This is a genomic window from Duganella sp. Root336D2 (assembly GCF_001425005.1).
Classification (GTDB): domain Bacteria; phylum Pseudomonadota; class Gammaproteobacteria; order Burkholderiales; family Burkholderiaceae_D; genus Rugamonas.
Map to the genome: position 1 here is coordinate 72,628 of NZ_LMDB01000033.1, position 19,426 is coordinate 92,053.

A 19,426-nucleotide genomic window follows, 5' to 3' on the forward strand; every position below is an offset into this window, starting at 1 on the left:
GCACTCTAACACGAAGGAACTGAAAGAATCCGGGGACAAATGTCCGATTGCCGGACCTGACCCCGACTTTCAATCCTCTAGCCGGTGAGGGCGGTGTGGTCTTCGCCGGGTTCGCCGGCGCGGCGGCCGCTGCCGTGCATCAGCCAGTAGTGATGGAAGGCGAGGCGGATGTTGTCGCGCAGCTGGGTGTCGTCCCACGGCTTGGTGTAGAAGCGGTAGATGGCGCCGCGGTTGATCGAGTCGAGCACCGCTTCCAGCCCGGTGTAGCCGGACAGGATGATGCGGATGGTGTCCGGGTACATTTCCTTGACCTTGGCCAGGAATTCGGTGCCGCTCAGGATCGGCATGCGCTGGTCGCATACGATCACCTGCACCGGGTAGAGCGCCAGCAGGTCGAAGCCTTCGGCTGGTGTCACTGCGGTCAGGATGCGGTAGCCGTCGCGCCGGAACAGGCGGTGCAGCGAGGACAGCACATTGACATCGTCATCCACCAGCAGCAGGGTTTGCGGCGGTTCGGCCGCCACGTTCGGGTCGGGCGGCAGGCTCTTGCCCGACTCGGCCAGCGCGCCCATCTCCGCTGCCGCCAAAGGCCGGCTGAAGAAGTAACCCTGGATCTCGTCGCAGCGGTTGCGGCGCAGGTATTCCAGTTGCGGCCGCGTCTCCACGCCTTCCGCGATCACGCGCAGCTTGAGGCTATGCGCCATGCTGATGATGGCCAGCGCGATGGCCGCGTCGTTGGGATTGGTGGTAATGTCGCGTACGAAGGCGATGTCGATCTTCAGCTTGTCGATCGGGAAACGCTGCAGGTAGGCCAGCGAGGAGTAACCGGTGCCGAAATCGTCGATCGCCACCTTGGTGCCGATCTCCTTGAGCACCGTCAGCACCTGGATAGTGCGCTCGGCGTTCGACATCAGGGCCGTTTCCGTCAATTCAAGTTCCAGCAATTCGGCCGGGACCTTATGCCGCTCCAGTGCTTGCCTGACGTCGCTCTCCAGGTCGCCCTCGACGAACTGGCGGCTGGCCACGTTGACCGCCACGTGCACCCCGCCTACCGGCGTGCGCAGCCAGGTTGCGATCTGGCGGCAGGCAGCATCAATGATCCAGCTGCCCACGCGCACGATCAGTCCCGTATCTTCCAGTACGCTGACAAATTCGGCCGGGTAGACCAGTCCATAGCCTGGACGATTCCAGCGCAGCAGCGCTTCCGCCCCGCTGATGCGGCCTGTAGTCAGGTTGACTTTGGGCTGGTAATGCAGCTCCAGTTCGTTGTTGTCCAGCGCGCGGCGCAGCGCCATTTCCAGGTCGAGGCGCGCCAGCACCTGCACATTCATGCCGGCGGTGAAGAAGCGGTAGCCGTCGCCGCCGGCGTCCTTGGCGCGCTCCATGGCGGTGTTGGCGTATTTGACCAGCGTTTCGGGATCGTTGGCGTCGTCCGGGTACATGGCAATGCCGATGGAAGCCGTCAGCGTGGCCTGGTGCTCATCCAGCTCGAAAGGCGTGCGCAGCGCTTCGCGCACTTCGTTCGCCACCAGCACGGCATCCTGCTGGTCGCGCGTCATGGTCAGGATCAGCGCAAACTCGTCGCCGCCCAGGCGGCCCACCGTGTCGCGCAGGCGCACGCATTGCACCAGGCGGTTGGAAAATTCGTGCAGCAGCTGGTCGCCCATGGCGGCGCCCATCGAGTCGTTGACCTTGCGGAAGCGGTCCAGGCCAATGAACAGCACCACGATGCGCCATTCCTTGTCCTGCGCCAGCTCGATCGATTCGCCCAGGGTCTGGAAGAACAGGGTGCGGTTGGGCAGGCCGGTCAGGCGGTCGTAGTGCGCCATGTGGCGCAGGCGCTCTTCTGCCAGGCGGCGTTCGGTGATGTCGCGTGCCACGCAAATCAGGGTGCGATGCGCGGACTCGCCTTCGCTTTGCAGCAGCCAGTAGACCTCCACGGAAACGGCGGCGCCGTCGCTGCGCAGCAGTTCGATTTCACTCAGTTCCGGTGCACGGTGCGGGGCTGTCAGCGCCTGGCCGGCCCGTTCCGCCTGCGCCGACAGGGTTTCGCGGGTGCCGAGCCCGAGCCGGCCGGGTTCCAGCGACAGCAGCTGCGCACGCGGGTGGCCCAGCATGCGGCAAGCGCCTTCGTTGACGTCCACCAGGGCCAGCGTGCTGGTGTCGATCAGGAAGATGGCATCGGCCGTGGCATCCATCGCGCTGCGGAAGCGCTGCAGGTCGGCGGTGCGGGCGCGCACGGTCTGCTCCAGCACCTCGTTGTAGTCGCGCGCCTGCTGGTGCAGCAGCCGCACTTCCAGCATATTGTTGATGCGGGTGAGCACCTCGACCGGGTCGAAGGGCTTGCTGATGAAATCGCGCGCGCCGGCATCCAGCGCCGGCAGCTTCTGGTCCGGCTGCGCGGTCACCACCAGCACCGGCAGGTATTCCGGCTCCAGCGGCTTCAACGCCTCCATCACGTCGAAGCCGCTCATGCCGGGCATATGCAGGTCGAGGATGATCAGGTCGTAGCGGTGTTCTTCATGCCATGGCGCCACCACGCGCGGGTCGGTGGTGGAGCTGACGTTCACATAGCCGCTGGTCTGCAGCAGGTATTCCAGCAGCTGTACGTTGACCGGCTGGTCGTCCACTATCAGGACTTTGGCGTTCAGGATATCGTCGCGACTGATCACTTGGACGTACTCCCTTCCTCCTCCCTGCGAGCCAGGAAGGCCATGGTGCTGTTGATCGCTTCGGTGAACTCGTCGATGTTGATCGGCTTGATCAGGTAGCGGAAGAAGCCTGCCGCCAGGCCTTTTTCAACATCGCGCGGCATGGCATTGGCGGTCAGGGCGATAACGGGGATGTGCGCGGTACGCGGGTCGGTAGCCAGCAGCTTGACGGCATCGATGCCGTTCATGCCCGGCAGGTTGATGTCCATCAGGATGATGTCCGGCTGGTGGGCGCGCGCCAGTTCAATGCCGAGGTGGGCGTCCGGCGCGGAAATCAGTTTCAGGTCCGGGCGGAAGCTGATGATCTCTTCCACCAGCTTGAGGTTGGCCGGGTTGTCTTCCACGTACAGGACGGTGGCCGGCTCGCCCGCCGCGTGGCGATGATGCTGGGCCGGGCGCTCGGTTTGCTGGTCGATGCGCGACGGCGTCGGCTCGGTCGATTCGAGTTCGATCCAGAACATGCTGCCCACGCCCTGGCTGCTGGTCACGCCAATGGTGCCGCCCATCAGCTCCACCAGGCGCTTGGTAACCACCAGGCCGATGCCGGTGCCCTCTTCCGCGCCGCTTTCCTGGCCCAGGCGGTTGAACGGCTGGAACAATTGCTTGACCTGCTCCGGCCTGAGTCCCATGCCGGTGTCCTGCACCGAGAGCCGCACCAGGTTGGGCCCGCTCGGGCTGCAGTCGACCACCACGGCGCCACCATCACGGTTGTACTTGATGGCATTGGACAGCAGGTTAAGCAGGATCTGTTTGAGGCGCGTGCGGTCGGCCGTGACGTTGGCCGCGCAGCTGTCGGGGAACAGCAGGCGGATGCCGCGCGCGCTCGCCAGCGGCGCCACCATGCTCTCGCATTCCTGCAGGATTTCAGTGAGCGCGACCGGCTCCAGCGACAGCGCCACGGCGCCCGACTCGATCTTGGCCAGGTCGAGGATTTCGTTAATCAGGGTCAGCAGGTGGCGCCCGGACTTCAGGATATGGTTGGCGAATTCGCGCTTCTGCACCAGGGTGGAGGGCAGCTTTTCCGAGGTCAGGATTTGCGCGAAACCAAGGATGGCGTTGAGCGGCGTGCGCAGCTCATGGCTCATGGAAGACAGGAAGGCCGACTTGGCCTGGTTGGCGCTCTTTGCCTCCTGCATCGCCATCGCCAGTTCGCTGTTGGCCTGCTCCAGCTGCAGCGTGCGTTCGTGCACGCGCTGCTCCAGTTCCTCGTTCAGGCGCATGACTTCCTGCTGCGCCTTGCTGCGCTGTTCCGCTTCGCGCGCAATTTCGCTGCTGGAGGTTTCCAGTTCGCGCGTGCGGCTTTCGATCTCGCTCAGCATCTTGTTGAAGGAATCGGCCAGTTCGGCCACCTCGTCGTTGCTGGTACCCGGCGCGCGGCGCGAATAGTCGCCGGTTGCCATCACTTCGCGCGCCACATCGGCAATCGCCAGCACCGGCTGCGTGACGACCTTGTTCAGGGGCCGCATCAGGAGGTAGGCAATGCCCATCGCCAGGAAGGTGGCGATAATCGCGATCATCACGTAGTCGCCGAAGCGGCCCAACAACTCATAATCAGACTGCAGGTAGACCGTGCCCAGCAACTCGCCGTTATCGCGGATGCGCCGGTACAGCATCATCTTGCCATCCTCGAACGCCACACCATCGGCCTGCGGTGCAGTGGGCACACTGAGATCGACTCCCGGCGCCACGTAGGTGGCAAACAACTGGCCGCGCGCATTGTAGATAGCCCCGGCATTGACTTTCGGCCGCAGGCGCAGCAGCGCCAGGTTTTCCTTGGCCAGGCGCGGATCGTCGAAGGTCAGCGCCGGCGCGCTCATATGCCCAAGCAATTCGGCCTGGGTGGTCATGTCGGAACTCAGGGACTGGTGATAGGCCCGCAGGTCATACGCGATGATGGTGCCGAGCGATACCAGCAGGACCACCAGCGTGACCAGCATCACCACACCGAGCAGCTTTTGCGGCAGGGAGCGGCGGCGCGCCATCATCCTGCCACCTGTTGCACGCGAAGGGCGGCCGACAGCATGCGCGCGCTGATTTTCAGGCGCGCTACGGCCGCATGTTTCAGGGAGACTTCAAAGCGCAGTCTTTCGTCGGCGATGACGAAATTGATCATGCTGCCCATGCCGAAGGTTTCGTCGCCATCGGTCACGGTCAGCACCGGCTGGCCGCGGCTGGCCGCCAGCAGTTCCTGTGCCAGTACTTTGTCGTGCGCCGGGATGAACAGTATGTGGATGCCGGCCAGGCTGTCGCCGCGCTTGACGCGCTTGACCTGCAGCGCGCGGCCGTTGGCGGTATGCCCAGCCACAGTTTGTTCCAGTTGCTCGGACAGCGGATCGGCGCCGGCGACGCCGATCACGATTGGCGACTCCGGGCGGGCGAAGCTGCCTTCGGGCCATTCCACGAAACCGGCAAATTTGTACAGGTAGGCCGCTTTGACCTGGCGCTCCAGGCTGGAGGCCGATTGGGCATGGGCGAGCAGGGGCAACAGCGCAGCCAACAGCAGCGCCACCCAGAATACGGGACATCTTGCTTGGAGAGTCCTCACCGCCGTGCCTCGCGAACAGGGGATTTGGGGCATTCTATCGCTGAGTACCCGGGAGCGGCGCAATTATTGGTTTATCGCACCACAAAAGCCTTCCCAGGCTTGCAAGTTAGACGTGACGCCACATTATTGCGGTGCAGCGTGGTCAATCTGCGCAGCTGCGCGCTAGAATGGGCTCAAACGCTTTTGTTTGCTAAAGGAGCCACAAGTGAGTACAGACATCAACGAACTGGCCGCCCAGGTGGGTAAGGCCCTGCAAGACAAAGGCTTGCTGTTGGCAACCGCGGAATCGTGCACTGGCGGCGGCATCTCGACGGCGATCACGGACATTGCCGGCTCCACCGGCTGGTTCGATTGCGGCTTCGTTTGCTATTCGAACGCGTCCAAGACCGAGATGCTGGAAGTACCGGCCGCCATGATGGCGCAATTCGGTTCCGTCAGCGAAGAAGTGGCAGCCGCCATGGCTCAGGGTGCGCTCGGCTCGAGCAACGCCCATGTGGCGATATCGGTGACCGGGATCGCCGGCCCGACCGGCGCAGTGCCAGGCAAGCCGGTGGGCACGGTCTGTTTTGGCTGGGCCAATGCCGACACGGTACACACCGAACGCCTGGTGTTTTCCGGCGACCGCCAGGCGGTGCGCACGCAGACCATCGAGCATTCGCTGAAAGGCCTGCTGCGCTTTATTAATTAATTCAGCAGGCGGCTGCGGCGCTCCGCCGCAGCGGGTTCGAACAGGGTCAGGCCGCCGATGGCGCGGCTGATCGCTACATACAGGTAGCGCCGCTCCTCGGCGTATTCATCCCCATTGCGGGTGGCGCGCGGGAACTGGCCTTCCTCCATATACGGCAGCAGCACCTGCTGCCATTCCCTTCCCTTTGCCGACTGCACGGTTGCCAGCGCCAGCGCCTTGCTTGCGCCGCCGCGTGCAGCAGGCTTGCCGCGCGTCGCCACCTGGCGCCGGCGCAGTTCTTCCAGGAAGGCCTGGGCCTTGGCATCGCCCTGGCGCCGGGCGAAATCCATGAAGGCACGCAGGGTGCGCAATACGGAGTCGGCGTGGGCGCGCTTGACGAAAGTGCGGCGGGTCGCGGCTGGCAGGTCGAGGCCAGTGCTGGCCAGCTCCAGCAACTGCGCGGCGCTGGCCGTAGCGGCCTGCGCCTTCATCTGCGCCAGCACGTCGGCCAGGCGCTGCTTCCAGCGCCGGGTGGCGCCGCTGTCGTAGTGCTGCTGCGCGCAGAGCAGGCCGCTGAACATGAATTCCAGCGTTTCCGGATCGCGCACCACGGCATCTTTCTGCTGCTGGTAGGCGTCGCCGGAGCCGTACATGCCGTGGCTGGACTCGTAATCCCGGCGGTCGCCCGAGACGGCGAAATAGGTTTGCAGGCCGTCGACCATCAGCTCGCAGCTTTCCTTGTCCGCTTTCAGCGTGCTGTAGTCGCCGCTGGCCACGTGCAACAGCGCGCGCAAGGCCATGATCTCCGGGCGCTTCAGGTAGGAGGCGAAGCCGTCGCAGTTGTAGGGCAGGCCGGCATCCAGCAGGGCATTCTCGATTTCCACACTCTGGTCGACTTCACGCAGGATGATGGCCAGGTCCGGACCCAGCGCCAGCTCTTTGGCCTTGGCGACGACCACGCTGGCACAGGCTTGCGGGTCGCTGTGGTCGTATTCGACGTGGCGCACTTCGGAGTAGGTGTCCGGGTGCGATTCGAAGCCGCATTTCGGCACCGCGCGTTCCAGCAGCTTTTTCAGCGATACGCCGCAGCGGCGCGACTGCGACAGCGGCAGGCGCTCGGCATCGGGGAAGGCCAGTTCGAAACCGCCGCCCGAGAAGCGCGGGTCGGCGCCCCTTTCGGCATTGATCACCTGGTGACGGTCGCCCACCACCACCAGCCGCGCATTGCGGCGGAACAGCAGCAGCAGCTCGAATTCGGCGGCGTTCACGTCGTGCCATTCATCGACCAGCAGCAGGTTGGCTTGCGGCATATCGTGCACCGCCTCCGGGAAGCGGCGCAGGATCGAGACCAGGTCGGTCGCGTAGTCGACCGGCGCCTGCCACAGGATATGGCCGGCCTGCGGCTGGCGGCGGCGCTCGAACTCGTGGAAAATTTCCACGATCTCGCGGTCTTCCAGCTGGAACTCGTTGCACAATTCATCGAAGGTGAAGTCGTCGAAGACCTCGTCCTCAAAGCGCAGCGTAGCCAGGGTGGCCTTCATCTGCGCCAGCAACTGCAGCATCATCTCCACGCGCTGGGTGCTGCGCTCGAAGTCGAAATCGAACTCCGTGTAGCGGCCTTCATGGCGCTGCCAGATCGTATTGGCGGCAGCCACCAGCATGGGGCGCATCTGCTCCAGGCTGGACCAGCGCTCCGGCAGGTCGAGCCAGTTGCCGTGCTCCGCGATACGGGTGAGCTGCGAGCGCGCCAGCGCTTCCACCGTCAGCACCTGCACCTTGCGGCCGGGGCATTCCTGCGCCAGCTTCTCGTAAAAACGCTGGCGCGCCCCTTCCGAGAAGCACAGGCCCAGCACGATGCCCGGTTCCTGTGCCGCCAGCATGGACAGCGTGGTAGTCTTGCCTGTCCCGGCGCGCGCCTCGATCATCAAGGTCTGGGCGCTGGACTTCAGGATCGCTTCCTGCTCGCTGGATGGTGAAACTCGCATGCCTGTTCAAATGGTGCCAATGAAAACACGCATTCTACCTTGGCTGGCTGCCGCAGCCCTCTCCGCCCCCGCCGCCGGACACGCGGCGCGGCCCCTGACGGTGTACGCCGCCGGCGACATTGCCGATTGCCGCTATAACCACGCCGCCGACTCCGGCGCCGCAGGAACCGCCGCCCTCATCGCCAAGGGCGACCCGGACGCCCTGGTCCTCACCCTGGGCGACCATACCTACCCGAACGGCGCGCCGGCCGAATTCAGCGACTGCTATGCCCCCACCTGGGGCCGGTTCAAAGCGCGCACCCGTCCCACGCCCGGCAACCACGAATACACCAGCGGCAAAGCCAGCGCTTACTTCGAGTACTTCGGCGAACTGGCCGGCCCGCCAGGCCGCGGCTATTACAGTTTCGACAAGGGCGGCTGGCACTTCATCTCCCTGAACAGCGACTTGACGGCGGCCGAGCACCAGCGCCAGCTGCTGTGGCTCAAAGACGACCTGGCCGCCAGCAAGGCGCGCTGCACCCTCGCCTACTGGCACGCGCCCATGTATAGTTCTGGCGGACACACCCCAAGCAAGAGGATGCAAGAGGCCTGGCGCGCGCTGTACACCGCCGGCGTCGAGCTGGTCCTGTCGGGGCACGACCACGACTACGAGCGCCTGGCCCCGATGGATGCCGAGGCGCAGCCCGATGCCGCGCGCGGCGTGCGCCAGTTCGTGGTCGGCACCGGCGGCGCCATGCTCACGCCCTTCCTCTGGCTGAACGAGCAGAGCGAGGCGCGCTCCAATTGGCGCACCGGTGTGCTGAAACTGGTTTTGAAGGAAAACAGCTACGAATGGGAGTTCCTGCCGGTCCAACCGAAGACGGCGCCGGAGCACCCGCAGCAGGAGGCCCGCGACAGCGGCACGGCCAACTGCCACTGATAACAGGAGCATCAATGCAAAATACGGTTCACTTCGTCCTGCAGGGCAAAGGCGGCATCGGCAAGACCTACGTATCGACCATCCTCGCGCAATGGCTGCAAGCCAAGAGCGAGACCCCGCTGCGCTGCTACGATACCGACCAGGAGAACACCACGTTCTCGCGCTACAAGGCGCTGGACGTGAAGCATGTGCCGGTGATGACCGAATCGCGCACCATCGACCCCAAGCGCTTCGACGCGCTGATGATCGACATCCTGGAAACGGACGGCAACTGCGTGATCGACAACGGCGCCAACACCTTCTCGCCGCTGATGGCCTACCTGATTGAGAACGACTGCTTCAACCTGCTGGAAGAATCGGGCCGCAAGGTGTACATCCACACCATCGTGGGCGGCGGCGACACGCTGCACGACACGGCGATGGGCTTCGTTACGACGGCCAAATCGACCCAGGTACCGCTGGTGCTGTGGGAAAACGAGCATTTCGGGCTGCTGCAGTCGGCCTCCGGCAAGTCCTTCCTCGAATCGCAGACCTACTCCGACAACTCGCAGCGCGTGCGAGGCCGCATCGTCCTGAGCGCGCGCAATGCCGACACCTTCGGCGCCGACGTGAAGAAGATGAACACCGGCCGCCTGACGGTGGACGAAGTGAAGGCAAGCGACAAGTTCAATGTGATGGAAAAGCAGCGCATCAAGGTCGTGTTCCGCGACCTGTTCGAACAACTCGACCTGGTGAACTGGTAATGGCCCTCGACCCGCAGAAACTGCGCCTGTATGTGTTTGAAAAGACCGGCATCAAAGTAGATGTCGACGATCCGATCTTCGCCCTGGTGGCCTTGAACGAAGCAGTGCTGGAAGAGGCGGTCGAACGCCACTTGGCGCGGCTGGCCGGCACGCAGGCCCCGGCAGCAAACGCACCGGGTGCAGCCTACATCCCGCCGCCGGGCGCCCGTCCCATCCCCACCTCGCACGAACCGTTCTCGCGCCGCGAGCTGCGCCTGCTGGCGGCGGCCGCCGGCGTAGCAGTGCTGACCGCCGCCCTGGTGCTGATCGGCCAGGCCATCCTCAGCAAGCCCGCCGGCATCCCGCCGGCCAAGCTGGAGCGCGCCCTGCAGACCTTGGACGCCAAGTCGCGCGCCGCCTTCGAAGCCGAACTCGCGAAACCCTGAGAAGGGTCCACGCTCATCCCGGCATGGCTTCCAGCTTGCGCGCGGCAGCGAGAAGACCGCCCAGGATCTTGTCGGCGACCTTTTCCGAGAATCCTGCGGGCAGTTCGCCCCGGACCTTTTCCACCACGGCCGGCGTGCGGGCAATGAAATCGTTCAGCAGCGGTTCCGCATTCGCGCCGTAGCCGACTTTCTTCGCCGTGCTGTTGAAGTGCCGGCGCTGGATGGTATGCGCCAGATAGTGCCGGCTGTTGCCTAGTAGCGCGATCGCCATCTTGAGCTTATGTTCCGCCCACTGGTTCGGCCCTGGGCCAATAACGGGGTAACCGGACATCACGTCATGGATCGGCGTCAACTTGAAACGGCCCTCACCTGCGAGCAGCTGGATACTGAAGTTTTTGGCGTGGCCATCTGGAGCGCTCAGCATCCAGAAGAGCAGTTGCGAGGCCATGAGCGTGCGCATATCAGTTGCGGCCTGCTGCGATTGCTGCAAGAGGGCGAACATCTGCTTCAGGCCAGGCCCGCCTTCATTTTCGTATTTCAGTAGTGGCGAGGTTCCCGTTGCCTGGCAAAAGTCCTCCTGGACAAGCCGGAACAGCTGCTGGCCGTTTTGGGATGGCACGCGGTCGAAACGTTCGACGACGAGCACTCTTTGTGAACCGAACGTCGCAATCTCGGCATTCGCCGTGGGTAGCCCGTACTCCTTGAATAGGCGCAGGCATAGCCATTCGTTATCGACCGACGTGGTGAAGTCGGCCTTTTTCCCCCCGACCATCCCGATCGGGAGTTTGAAGATGTGCGTTGTCGGCGTAGCTCCCAGTGGCTTCAGCCATTTACCACCCCACCGCAGGAAGGCGTGCTTTTCTTGCGCGCCGGCCAGCGAAATCCGGAAGTCGTCTTCGGGGTCTTGCGGGGCGCCGTGCCGCTCCAGGCTCACCACTTCAATCAGGTGCCGCTCGATGTCGGCTTCATCAACGGCTATGCCATTAACTTGTGCAAGTCCTTCCGGGACAACGCCTTCGGGCAAGAGCTGCAAGGCGCCGACGCAATCCCGGCCAATAGCCGCCAGCAGGTCGAAAGCTTCAAGAGAGCCTGTCTTGAACCGGGCCGCAACACGTCTTCGAATAATGTCGCTGTCGGGCAGCAAGCCCTCGAAATAGTTCGAGACATTGGCTCCTTTAAGCGGCTCGTTATGTATATTGAACGGTAACGACAGCGAGATTGGGCGCCCCAGTTTTGAGGCGCGCCAAGCTTCGTCATACGCCAGTTCCGGGTCCCCATTGGCTTTGACCGTCCAACGTCCGACGTAACCCCCATTAGCCCAGAGATGGAGGGTTTGGCTGTGTGAGCGGCGCCCCACGATTACCACTCCGCCGAACTGCTTGCGGCAGATGTATCTCTCTCACCCAGCCGCAGCTCCAGCTCCAGCGCCGAGCACCAGCTGAGCAACTGCCTGATGCTGATTTCGTCAGGGTGTTTCTCCAGGTGGGAGATGCGGTTTTGGCTTAATCCGACACGGCTTGCCACTGCGGCTTGCGTGAGCTTACGCCGCTTGCGGGTCGCAACCAGCAACTGACCGAGTTGTGGCGCGGTGAGGAGGAGAAGGGAGGCGGGCGCGAAAGCCATGTTTGAGATATCCGGTATCCAGATAAATGGATTTTAGCCGAATATCAGATAAAGTCAATATATCTGAATAACCGATAAAATGCAGCGTGCAAGCAGGCCCAGGATTTTTCGTGCTAACATATGAATACCTATTCATTTGTTTGCTATGGCTATCTATTCTGATAACGATGCTTCCGTCGCGGAGCTGGCGGATTTGTTCCATTTACTGGGGGATGCGACCCGGCTGCGTATCGTGCTGGCTTGCCTGGAGCAGCCGATCGCGGTGAGCGATATTGCGGGCTCGCTGCAATTGAGCTCATCGCTGGTCAGCCACCACCTGCGCCTGTTGCGCGCCGCGCGTATCGTCAAGTCCGAACGCCAGGGCAAGCAAGTCTTCTATTCCACCGCTGATGCCCATATCAGCGGCGTCCTGCGCGATATGCTGGAACATATCGCCGAACCATCCAACGGTAACGAACAATGAGCGCCCATCATCACCACGGACATGGCCACGACCACGGCCATCATCACCATCACGGCGAAGTAGGCCACGGCCGCGCCTTCGCCATCGCGATCGCGCTGAATGCGGTGTTCGTCGCGATCGAGTTCTTCTACGGTTTCCTTGCCAATTCGACCGCGCTGATGGCCGATGCGGGCCATAACCTGTCGGATGTATTGAGCCTGATCCTGGCCTGGGGCGCTGCCATCCTGGCCAAGCGCGAACCTTCCGGCCGTTATACCTATGGCCTGCGCAGCAGCTCGATCCTGGCGGCGCTGTTCAACGGCATGCTGCTGATGGCGGCGACCGGCGCTATCGCCTGGGGCGCCTTCCAGCGCTTGATGGAGCCGACACCTGTGGCGGGGCTGACCGTGTCCGTGGTGGCCGGCATCGGCATTGCCGTCAACGGTATTTCGGCCTGGCTGTTCATGAAGGGCAGCAAGGATGACCTGAATATCCGCGGCGCCTACCTGCACCTGGCGGCCGATGCTGCCATTTCGCTGGGCGTGCTGATTGCCGGACTGGTGGTCATGTACACCGGCTGGGCCTGGATCGATCCTGCCGTTTCGCTGGTGATCGTGGTGCTGATCATGAGGAGCACCTGGTCGCTGCTGCGCGAGGCGCTGGACATGACCCTGGGCGCGGTGCCAGGCAATGTGGATGCCGCCGAGGTGGAGAAATTCCTGCTGGCCAGCCCTGGCGTGAAAGGGGTGCACGACCTGCATATCTGGTCGATGAGTACCACCGACGTGGCGCTGACTTGCCACCTGGTCATGCCGGGCGGTTATCCGGGCGATACGGCGATCGACGACATCGCGCGCCAGTTGAAGGAGCAGTTCGGCATCCATCATACGACCCTGCAGACCGAGCAGGGCACCACGCAGCATGAATGCTGCCTGCAAGGCCCGGCCCACGCGGACGGCGACAAACACGACCATGACCATGATCATGATCATGGCCATGATCACGGCCACCATCACGGCCACAGCCATTAAGCCCCATTGCAGGCCTAACCAAAAAGTCGTACAACGCCCCTCCAGACCGTCCAAGCCTTGGGACGGATAAATTACCTGTCGGCATCATTGATAAGCCGGCAGGCTTATAAATCAAGCACTTACCGGACTCCATTCCGCGCAACGACAGCAGGCACACGGCTTGCTGTTGAGGCAGGACCCCGCCACCAACGCGGGGACCTACACAACGGAGACCGGAATGCAAAAGAAGCGCCCCCTTACCCTCTACATCCTGTTCGCGATGCTGCTTGGCATCGCGGTCGGCTACGCTTGTCACACGGTATTCCCTGACAAGAAACTCACGGCCGACATTTCGGCCCACATCTCGCTGGTCACCGACATCTTCCTGCGCCTGATCAAGATGATCATTGCGCTGCTGGTGTTCTCCACCCTGACCGTCGGCATCGCCAACCTGAGCGACGGCAAGGCCGCCGGCCGTATTGGCGCCAAGGCTTTCGCCTGGTTTATCGTCGCCTCGCTGGTCTCGCTGGCACTGGGCATGCTGCTGTCGAACCTGATGCAGCTCGGCACCAACCTGGGCCTGCCGCTGCCCGCCATCGACGCCAGTACCGGCCTGAAAACCTCGGCCTTCACGCTGAAGGACTTCATCAGCCACGTGGTGCCGAAGTCGCCGATCGAGGCCATGGCCAATAACGAGATCCTGCAGGTGCTGGTGTTCTCGATCTTCTTCGGCTCCGCATTGGGCGCGCTGGGCGAATCCGGCAAGCGCTTGCTGGACGTGGTCGACGAGCTGGCGCAAGTGATGCTGCGCATTACCGGCACCATCATGGGCATGGCGCCCCTGGCGGTGTTTGCCGCCATGGCTTCCGTGGTCACCACCAATGGCCTCGGCATCCTGGCCACCTTCGCCAAGTTCATGGGCGGCTTCTACCTTGGGCTGTTCTGCCTGTGGGTGTTGCTGATCGGTGCCGGTTTCGCGGTCCTGGGCCCGCGTGTGCTGCGCCTGGTGGGACTGATCCGCGAACCGTTCCTGCTGGCCTTCTCCACCGCCAGCTCGGAAGCTGCCTATCCAAAACTGCTGGTCGCACTGGACAAGTTCGGCGTGCAGCGCCGCATCTCCAGCTTCGTACTGCCAATGGGCTATTCCTTCAACCTGGACGGCTCGATGATGTATTGCACCTTTGCCGTGCTGTTCATCGCCCAGGCCTACGGCATCGACCTGTCGCTTGGCACCCAGGTCACCATGCTGCTGCTGTTGATGCTGACCTCCAAAGGCATGGCCGGCGTGCCGCGCGCGTCGCTGGTGGTGATCGCCGCCACCCTGACCCAGTTCCACATCCCCGAAGCCGGCCTGCTGTTGCTGATGGGCGTGGACCAGTTCCTCGACATGGGCCGCTCGGCCACCAACGCAGTCGGCAATGCCATCGCCACCGCCGTCGTGGCGAAGTGGGAAGGCGCGCTTGGCGAAGAAGCGCAAGCGGATGAGCACAGCTACATCCGCGCCGCATAACAACAACGACCTCAGGAGAAACCTCAATGAAATACACTGCCACCACCTTGCTGGCCCTGGCCTGCTGCAGCGCGCACGCGCAATCTTCGGTAAAAATCTATGGCGTAGCCGATGCGGGCATCGTACTCGAACGCGGCGCCCCCGGCGGCGGCACCACCAATGTGAGCAGCGGCATCGCATCCGGCTCGCGCATTGGCTTCAAGGGCACGGAAGAGCTGGGCAACGGCCTGTCGGCCGGTTTCGTCGTCGAGAGCGGCTTCGCGATGGACACCGGCGCTTCCGGCCAGGGCGGCCTGACCTTCGGCCGCCAGTCCTTTGTCTCGTTTGGCAGCCCGCTGGGCTCCATCAGCGCCGGCCGCCAGTACTCGCCTTACTACAAGGCCCTGCGCGACATCGCCGATCCTTTCTCCGACGGCCTGGCGGGTCAGGCTCCCAACCTGATGGTCCCTAACCGGCGCATGGACAATTCGCTGTACTACGCTTCGCCGAAACTGGCGGGCTTCTCGACCGACCTGGCTTACAGTGCGGGCGAAGTGGCAGGCGACAGTACCCGCAAACGCGCGCTGAGCGGCGCGATGAATTACGACCAAGGCCCATTGGCGCTGTCGGTATCCCACTTCCGCCGCGAGGACGCCAGCGTCGGCCTGCACGCGCACAACACCCTGCTGGCGGCGCGCTACAAGCTGGGCGACTACCAGCTGCATGCCGGCTACGCCTTCAACCGCGGCATGGGTACCGTCGGCGGCGGCGGCAGCAGCACGCTGGGCAACGGCGCGACCAGCAACGGCGGCACCGTGACCAGTGCGACCAGCGTCATCACCAGCGGCACGGTCGGCGTGCCGGGTGCCTCCAGCCGCGACGTGGTGCTGGGCCTGTGCGCCACCTTCGGACCGCACAGCTTCGCCGGCTCGGTAGTGCAGCACATGGATCGCAGCGCGGCGAACCAGGATGCGCGCCAGTATGGCATCGCTTACCTGTACTCCCTGTCCAAGCGCACCGACCTGTACGCCGCTTATGCCCGTATCAATGGCCGGAATGGGGCGCCTTTCACGGTCGGCAACGCGACCGACGACGGCAAGGGCAACCGCGCTTTCAACCTGGGGTTACGCCACCAACTGTAACGAGGTTTGCTATAGTTGGCTGTTATGCCAGTTCAGCCAGACAACACCGTAAGCTACCAGGCGCAGGCGCGCCCGACCCAACACGTCCGTACTTTGTGGGGGCTGGTGCTGCTGGCTGGCCTCGCCCTGCCCTACCTGGCTTACTGGTGGGCCGACAGCGCAACCACCGAGCGCCTGCGTAAAGCGGGCGCGCAAAGGCTGGAGGTCTATGCCACCAGCCTGGAGAACCTGCTGGACAAGTACGACCTGGTGCCGCGCATGCTGGAGCTGGACAAGGACGTCGTGCGCCTGCTGGAAAATCCCGGCGACGAAGATGCGCGCAACAGCGTAAATGAATACCTGGAAGGCTTGAACAAGAAGGCCGAGTCCAGCAACATCTACATCGTCAACCTGCAGGGCCGCACCCAGGCTGCCAGCAACTGGCGCCAGAAGGACAGCTTCATCGGCGACGACGTCAACTTCCGGCCGTATATCCGCAATGCGCTGCGCGGCCGCCCCGGCGGTTTCTATGGAGTCGGGACTACCAGCCTGGAACCGGGATACTTCTATGCGCACGGCATTTACAAGGACGGCCGCATGCTGGGCGTGGCGGCAATCAAGGTCAGCATCGAGAACCAGCAGCGCAGCTGGACCCAGGGCAGCGACAAGGTGGCGCTGGTGGATCCCAATGGCGTGATCTTCCTCAGTTCGGATCCGGAATGGAAATTCAAGGCCCTGAAACCGCTCTCGCCCAGCGTGCGCGCGGAACTGGAGCAGACCCGCCAATACTTCGCGCAGGAATTGCCCGCGCTGACACTGAAGTACGATGAAGCACTGGCCAACGGCAACCGCCTGCTGGTAATCCGCGACAGTAATGCCGCCGGTGCTGCGACCACGCCGCTGATGCTGGCACAGACCCGCTCGCTGACGCCGCGCGACTGGACTTTCATTTACCTGTCCGACCTGAACGCGGCGCGCGGCAATGCCAGCGTTGCCTTCCTGTTTGCACTGCTGGCGTATGGCTTCCTGGTGCTGCTGTTCCTGTACTGGCGCCAGCGCTTGCGCGCCAAGGAGGAGCTGGAGCGCATGGTCGACGAGCGCACCGCCAGCCTGGCGCGCATGACGCAGGATCTGAGCAAGGAAGTCGAAGTGCGGCGCCAGGCCGAGCAGCAATTGCAGATCACGCAAAATGAGCTGTTCCAGGCGGGCAAACTGGCCGTGCTGGGACAGATGTCAGCCAGCATCACGCACGAATTGAACCAGCCGCTGACGGCGCTGCGTACCATGTCCGACAACGCCGTCCTGCTGTTCGAGCGCGGCCGCATGGACGATGTGCGCAACAACCTGAAGACCATTTCGCAGGTGGTGGCGCGCATGGGTACCATCACCGGCAAGCTGAAGAGCTTCGCCCGCAAGTCGAATGCGGAGCTGGGGCCGGTGTCGATCCACACCTCGATCTCGAACGCCCTGGTGCTGGTGGAGCGCCGCATCCAGCTTGACAAGGTAACCTTCCAGTTGCGCATCGACCAGGCCGATACTTACGCACTGTGCGACAGCAACCGCCTGGAGCAGGTGCTGCTCAACCTGATGACCAATGCGCTCGACTCGATGGCCGGTAGCGCCGTGCGCGAACTGGTGCTGGAAGTAAGCAGCCAGCCAGGCCGCGTTCTGATCCGCGTGGCCGACAGCGGCCCCGGCCTCAGTGACGAAGCGCGCGAGCGGCTGTTCGAGCCCTTCTATACCTCCAAGCCGCAAGGCGAAGGCCTTGGACTGGGGCTGGCAATTTCAGAACAGATCATCCGCGATTTCGGCGGAAGCTTAAGAGCGGAACAGGCCAGTGCCGGCGCCTGCTTCGCGATCGAATTAAAATCGGCGCAGGAGACATGATGGACAATATACAAGTGCTGCTGGTCGAAGACGACCCGACCGTGCGCGCCGGCAGTGCGCAGGCGCTGGAGCTGGCCGATTTCACCGTTAGCAGCTATGAAAGTGCCGAGCCGGTCACCAGGCTGCTGCAGCCGAACAGCGCGGTGGTACTGGTGAGCGACGTGCGCCTGCCCGGCATGAGCGGCCTGGAATTGCTGGAAACGGCACGCGCCATCGATCCCGAACTGCCGGTGATCCTGGTGACCGGCCACGGCGATATTTCGATGGCGGTGCAGGCGATGCACGACGGTGCCTACGATTTCCTGGAAAAGCCCTACTCCTCTGAGCAGTTGGCCGACGTGGTACGGCGCGCCGCCGACAAGCGCCGCCTGCAACTGGAAGTGCGGACCCTGCGCCAGAAGCTGGAGCATAGCGAAGGTATCGAAGCCTGCATGCTGGGCAATACGCCCGCCATCCGGGCCTTGCGCCAGGTGATCCTGGACGTGGCCGGGCAGCCGGCCGACGTGCTGATCTACGGCGAAACCGGTACCGGCAAAGAACTGGTGGCACGCTGCCTGCACCAGTTCAGCGGGCGCGGCAAACACCACTACGTGCCGGTCAATTGCGGCGCCATTCCGGAATCCATTTTCGAGAGCGAACTGTTCGGCCACGAGCAAGGCGCCTTCACCGGCGCGACCAAGCGCCAGGTCGGCAAGATCGAACACGCCGACCAGGGCACGCTGTTCCTGGATGAGATCGAAAGCCTGCCGCTGGCCATGCAGGTCAAGCTGTTGCGTGTGCTGCAGGAGCGCTCGGTCCAGCGCCTGGGCTCGAACGCCCCGGTGCCGCTGGACATTCGCGTGATTGCCGCTTCCAAGGAAGACCTGAAGGAATTTTCCGACCAGGGCAAGTTCCGCAGCGACCTGTATTACCGCCTGAACCTGATCGTGCTGCACATTCCGCCGCTGCGCGAGCGCCGCGAAGATATCCCGCTGCTGTTCGAGCATTTCATGATGGATGCCGCAGCGCGCTACAAGCGCCCCTGCCCGGTGGTGCCGGCGGCGCAGATGCAGCAGTTGATGGCGCAGGACTGGCCCGGCAATGTGCGCGAGTTGCGCAATGCGGCCGACCGCTTTGTGCTCGGCCTGTCGTCCTCAGCGGAAAGTACGGCGCCGGCGTCGCTGGCAGACCAGGTCGGCGCTTTCGAACGCATGCTGATCGAGCAGGCGCTGCGCGCGGCCGGCGGCAACGTCGCCACTGCCTGTACCGCGCTGAGCCTGCCGAAGCAGACCTTGTACCACAAGATGCAGAAGTACGGCCTGGCGGCCGACGACTACCGCTGACTTACTTGACGTCCATCAGTTCGACGTCGAAGATCAGCGCCGAGTTGGCAGGAATGTTCGGCATGGAGCGCGAGCCGTAAGCCAGTTCCGACGGAATGATCAGGGTGCGCTTGCCACCCACCTTCATGCCGACGATGCCCTGGTCCCAGCCTTTGATCACTTTGCCGGTGCCCAGCTTGAAGTCCAGCGGTTCGCCGCGGGGGATCGAGCTGTCGAACTGGCGGCCGCGCTGGTTCTTGGCCAGTGGGCGGTACAGCCAGCCGGTGTAGTGCATGAAGACGGTATTACCCACATTGGCTTCTGCGCCTTTGCCGATCTTGTGGTCGGTAATGATCAGTTGCTCGGCGGCTGGACCAGGCTGGGCCGAGCCCGGCACGACCGGGGCTGGCTGGGCCGACGCTGCAGCTTCAGCTTGCGCCGCTGGAGCGGCTGGCTGCACCTGGGCAGGTTCTTGGGTAGGCTGCTGTGCCTGCGCCAGGCTGGCGGCGCACAGGAATGCGAACAGGATCGAAGTGCGTTTCATGTATATTCGTTAAG

Annotated in this window: 17 protein-coding genes; 10 read left to right on the forward strand and 7 right to left on the reverse strand. The window is 63.5% G+C overall.

Translation table 11 applies throughout. The features are described 5' to 3' along the window. Nucleotides 1-77: 77 nt before the first annotated feature. From ASD07_RS18615 to ASD07_RS18625, 3 genes are read right to left on the reverse strand one after another with little or no spacing between them, the layout of a single operon-like run. Nucleotides 78-2,672 (reverse strand): EAL domain-containing protein, encoded by a 2,595-nt coding sequence (locus ASD07_RS18615; RefSeq protein ID WP_055933781.1) that lies wholly within the window; start codon nucleotides 2,670-2,672, stop codon nucleotides 78-80. Next, the gene (locus ASD07_RS18620; RefSeq protein WP_229207207.1) at nucleotides 2,669-4,696 is read right to left on the reverse strand and encodes an ATP-binding protein; all 2,028 of its coding nucleotides are present in this window, start codon (nucleotides 4,694-4,696) and stop codon (nucleotides 2,669-2,671) included. Before ASD07_RS18620 ends, ASD07_RS18615 begins: the two co-directional genes overlap by 4 nt. Then, nucleotides 4,693-5,208 carry a YfiR family protein gene (locus ASD07_RS18625; RefSeq protein ID WP_162246587.1) on the reverse strand — a complete coding sequence of 172 codons (516 nt, stop codon included), beginning with the start codon at nucleotides 5,206-5,208 and terminating at the stop codon, nucleotides 4,693-4,695. The genes ASD07_RS18620 and ASD07_RS18625 overlap by 4 nt, the downstream gene beginning before the upstream one ends. 253 nt (nucleotides 5,209-5,461) lie before the next feature. Between ASD07_RS18625 and ASD07_RS18630 the strand changes: the two genes are divergently transcribed. Further along, a complete protein-coding gene (locus tag ASD07_RS18630) occupies nucleotides 5,462-5,944 on the forward strand; it encodes a CinA family protein (protein WP_055933786.1) in 483 nt (160 codons plus the stop codon). Here ASD07_RS18630 and ASD07_RS18635 read toward each other — a convergent pair. Beyond that, nucleotides 5,941-7,908 (reverse strand): 3'-5' exonuclease, encoded by a 1,968-nt coding sequence (locus tag ASD07_RS18635; RefSeq protein WP_055933788.1) that lies wholly within the window; start codon nucleotides 7,906-7,908, stop codon nucleotides 5,941-5,943. The two genes, ASD07_RS18630 and ASD07_RS18635, sit on opposite strands and share 4 nt — an antisense overlap. A gap of 19 nt (nucleotides 7,909-7,927) precedes the next feature. Here ASD07_RS18635 and ASD07_RS18640 point away from each other — a divergent pair, with 19 nt between their 5' ends. From ASD07_RS18640 to ASD07_RS18650, 3 genes are read left to right on the forward strand one after another with little or no spacing between them, the layout of a single operon-like run. Next, a complete protein-coding gene (locus ASD07_RS18640; RefSeq protein WP_229207208.1) occupies nucleotides 7,928-8,827 on the forward strand; it encodes a metallophosphoesterase in 900 nt (299 codons plus the stop codon). A 14-nt stretch (nucleotides 8,828-8,841) separates the two neighbouring features. After that, nucleotides 8,842-9,570 carry a hypothetical protein gene (locus tag ASD07_RS18645; RefSeq protein WP_055933791.1) on the forward strand — a complete coding sequence of 243 codons (729 nt, stop codon included), beginning with the start codon at nucleotides 8,842-8,844 and terminating at the stop codon, nucleotides 9,568-9,570. After that, nucleotides 9,570-9,995: a hypothetical protein gene (locus ASD07_RS18650; RefSeq protein ID WP_055933793.1), complete on the forward strand. Its 426-nt coding sequence runs from the start codon at nucleotides 9,570-9,572 to the stop codon at nucleotides 9,993-9,995. The genes ASD07_RS18645 and ASD07_RS18650 overlap by 1 nt, the downstream gene beginning before the upstream one ends. 13 nt (nucleotides 9,996-10,008) lie before the next feature. Here ASD07_RS18650 and ASD07_RS18655 read toward each other — a convergent pair whose 3' ends face one another. Both ASD07_RS18655 and ASD07_RS18660 read right to left on the reverse strand, forming a co-directional pair. Continuing rightward, complete coding sequence (locus ASD07_RS18655; RefSeq protein WP_055933794.1) at nucleotides 10,009-11,352, reverse strand: type II toxin-antitoxin system HipA family toxin; 1,344 nt, start codon at nucleotides 11,350-11,352, stop codon at nucleotides 10,009-10,011. A gap of 2 nt (nucleotides 11,353-11,354) precedes the next feature. After that, nucleotides 11,355-11,618 (reverse strand): helix-turn-helix domain-containing protein, encoded by a 264-nt coding sequence (locus ASD07_RS18660; RefSeq protein ID WP_055933796.1) that lies wholly within the window; start codon nucleotides 11,616-11,618, stop codon nucleotides 11,355-11,357. Between the two features lie 145 nt (nucleotides 11,619-11,763). On the opposite strand from ASD07_RS18660, the gene ASD07_RS18665 reads away from it, so the two are divergent. The 6 genes from ASD07_RS18665 to ASD07_RS18690 all read left to right on the forward strand — a co-directional run bounded on the left by ASD07_RS18665 (nucleotide 11,764) and on the right by ASD07_RS18690 (nucleotide 18,889). Then, nucleotides 11,764-12,081, forward strand: coding sequence for a helix-turn-helix transcriptional regulator (locus ASD07_RS18665; protein ID WP_055933798.1), 318 nt, complete (start codon nucleotides 11,764-11,766; stop codon nucleotides 12,079-12,081). Next, nucleotides 12,078-13,091, forward strand: coding sequence for a cation diffusion facilitator family transporter (locus ASD07_RS18670; protein WP_055933800.1), 1,014 nt, complete (start codon nucleotides 12,078-12,080; stop codon nucleotides 13,089-13,091). Before ASD07_RS18665 ends, ASD07_RS18670 begins: the two co-directional genes overlap by 4 nt. 217 nt (nucleotides 13,092-13,308) lie before the next feature. After that, nucleotides 13,309-14,580: a dicarboxylate/amino acid:cation symporter gene (locus tag ASD07_RS18675; protein ID WP_055933803.1), complete on the forward strand. Its 1,272-nt coding sequence runs from the start codon at nucleotides 13,309-13,311 to the stop codon at nucleotides 14,578-14,580. Nucleotides 14,581-14,606: 26 nt separating this feature from the next. Beyond that, nucleotides 14,607-15,701, forward strand: a complete 1,095-nt coding sequence (locus ASD07_RS18680) for a porin (RefSeq protein WP_055933805.1) — start codon at nucleotides 14,607-14,609, stop codon at nucleotides 15,699-15,701. Nucleotides 15,702-15,725: 24 nt separating this feature from the next. Beyond that, nucleotides 15,726-17,567, forward strand: coding sequence for an ATP-binding protein (locus ASD07_RS18685; RefSeq protein ID WP_082507428.1), 1,842 nt, complete (start codon nucleotides 15,726-15,728; stop codon nucleotides 17,565-17,567). Beyond that, nucleotides 17,567-18,889 carry a sigma-54 dependent transcriptional regulator gene (locus tag ASD07_RS18690; RefSeq protein ID WP_082507429.1) on the forward strand — a complete coding sequence of 441 codons (1,323 nt, stop codon included), beginning with the start codon at nucleotides 17,567-17,569 and terminating at the stop codon, nucleotides 18,887-18,889. Before ASD07_RS18685 ends, ASD07_RS18690 begins: the two co-directional genes overlap by 1 nt. 1 nt (nucleotide 18,890) lies before the next feature. Here ASD07_RS18690 and ASD07_RS18695 read toward each other — a convergent pair whose 3' ends face one another. Next, on the reverse strand, nucleotides 18,891-19,412 hold the full coding sequence (locus tag ASD07_RS18695) for an FKBP-type peptidyl-prolyl cis-trans isomerase (protein ID WP_055933808.1): 522 nt from the start codon (nucleotides 19,410-19,412) through the stop codon (nucleotides 18,891-18,893). Between the last annotated feature and the right edge of the window lie 14 nt (nucleotides 19,413-19,426).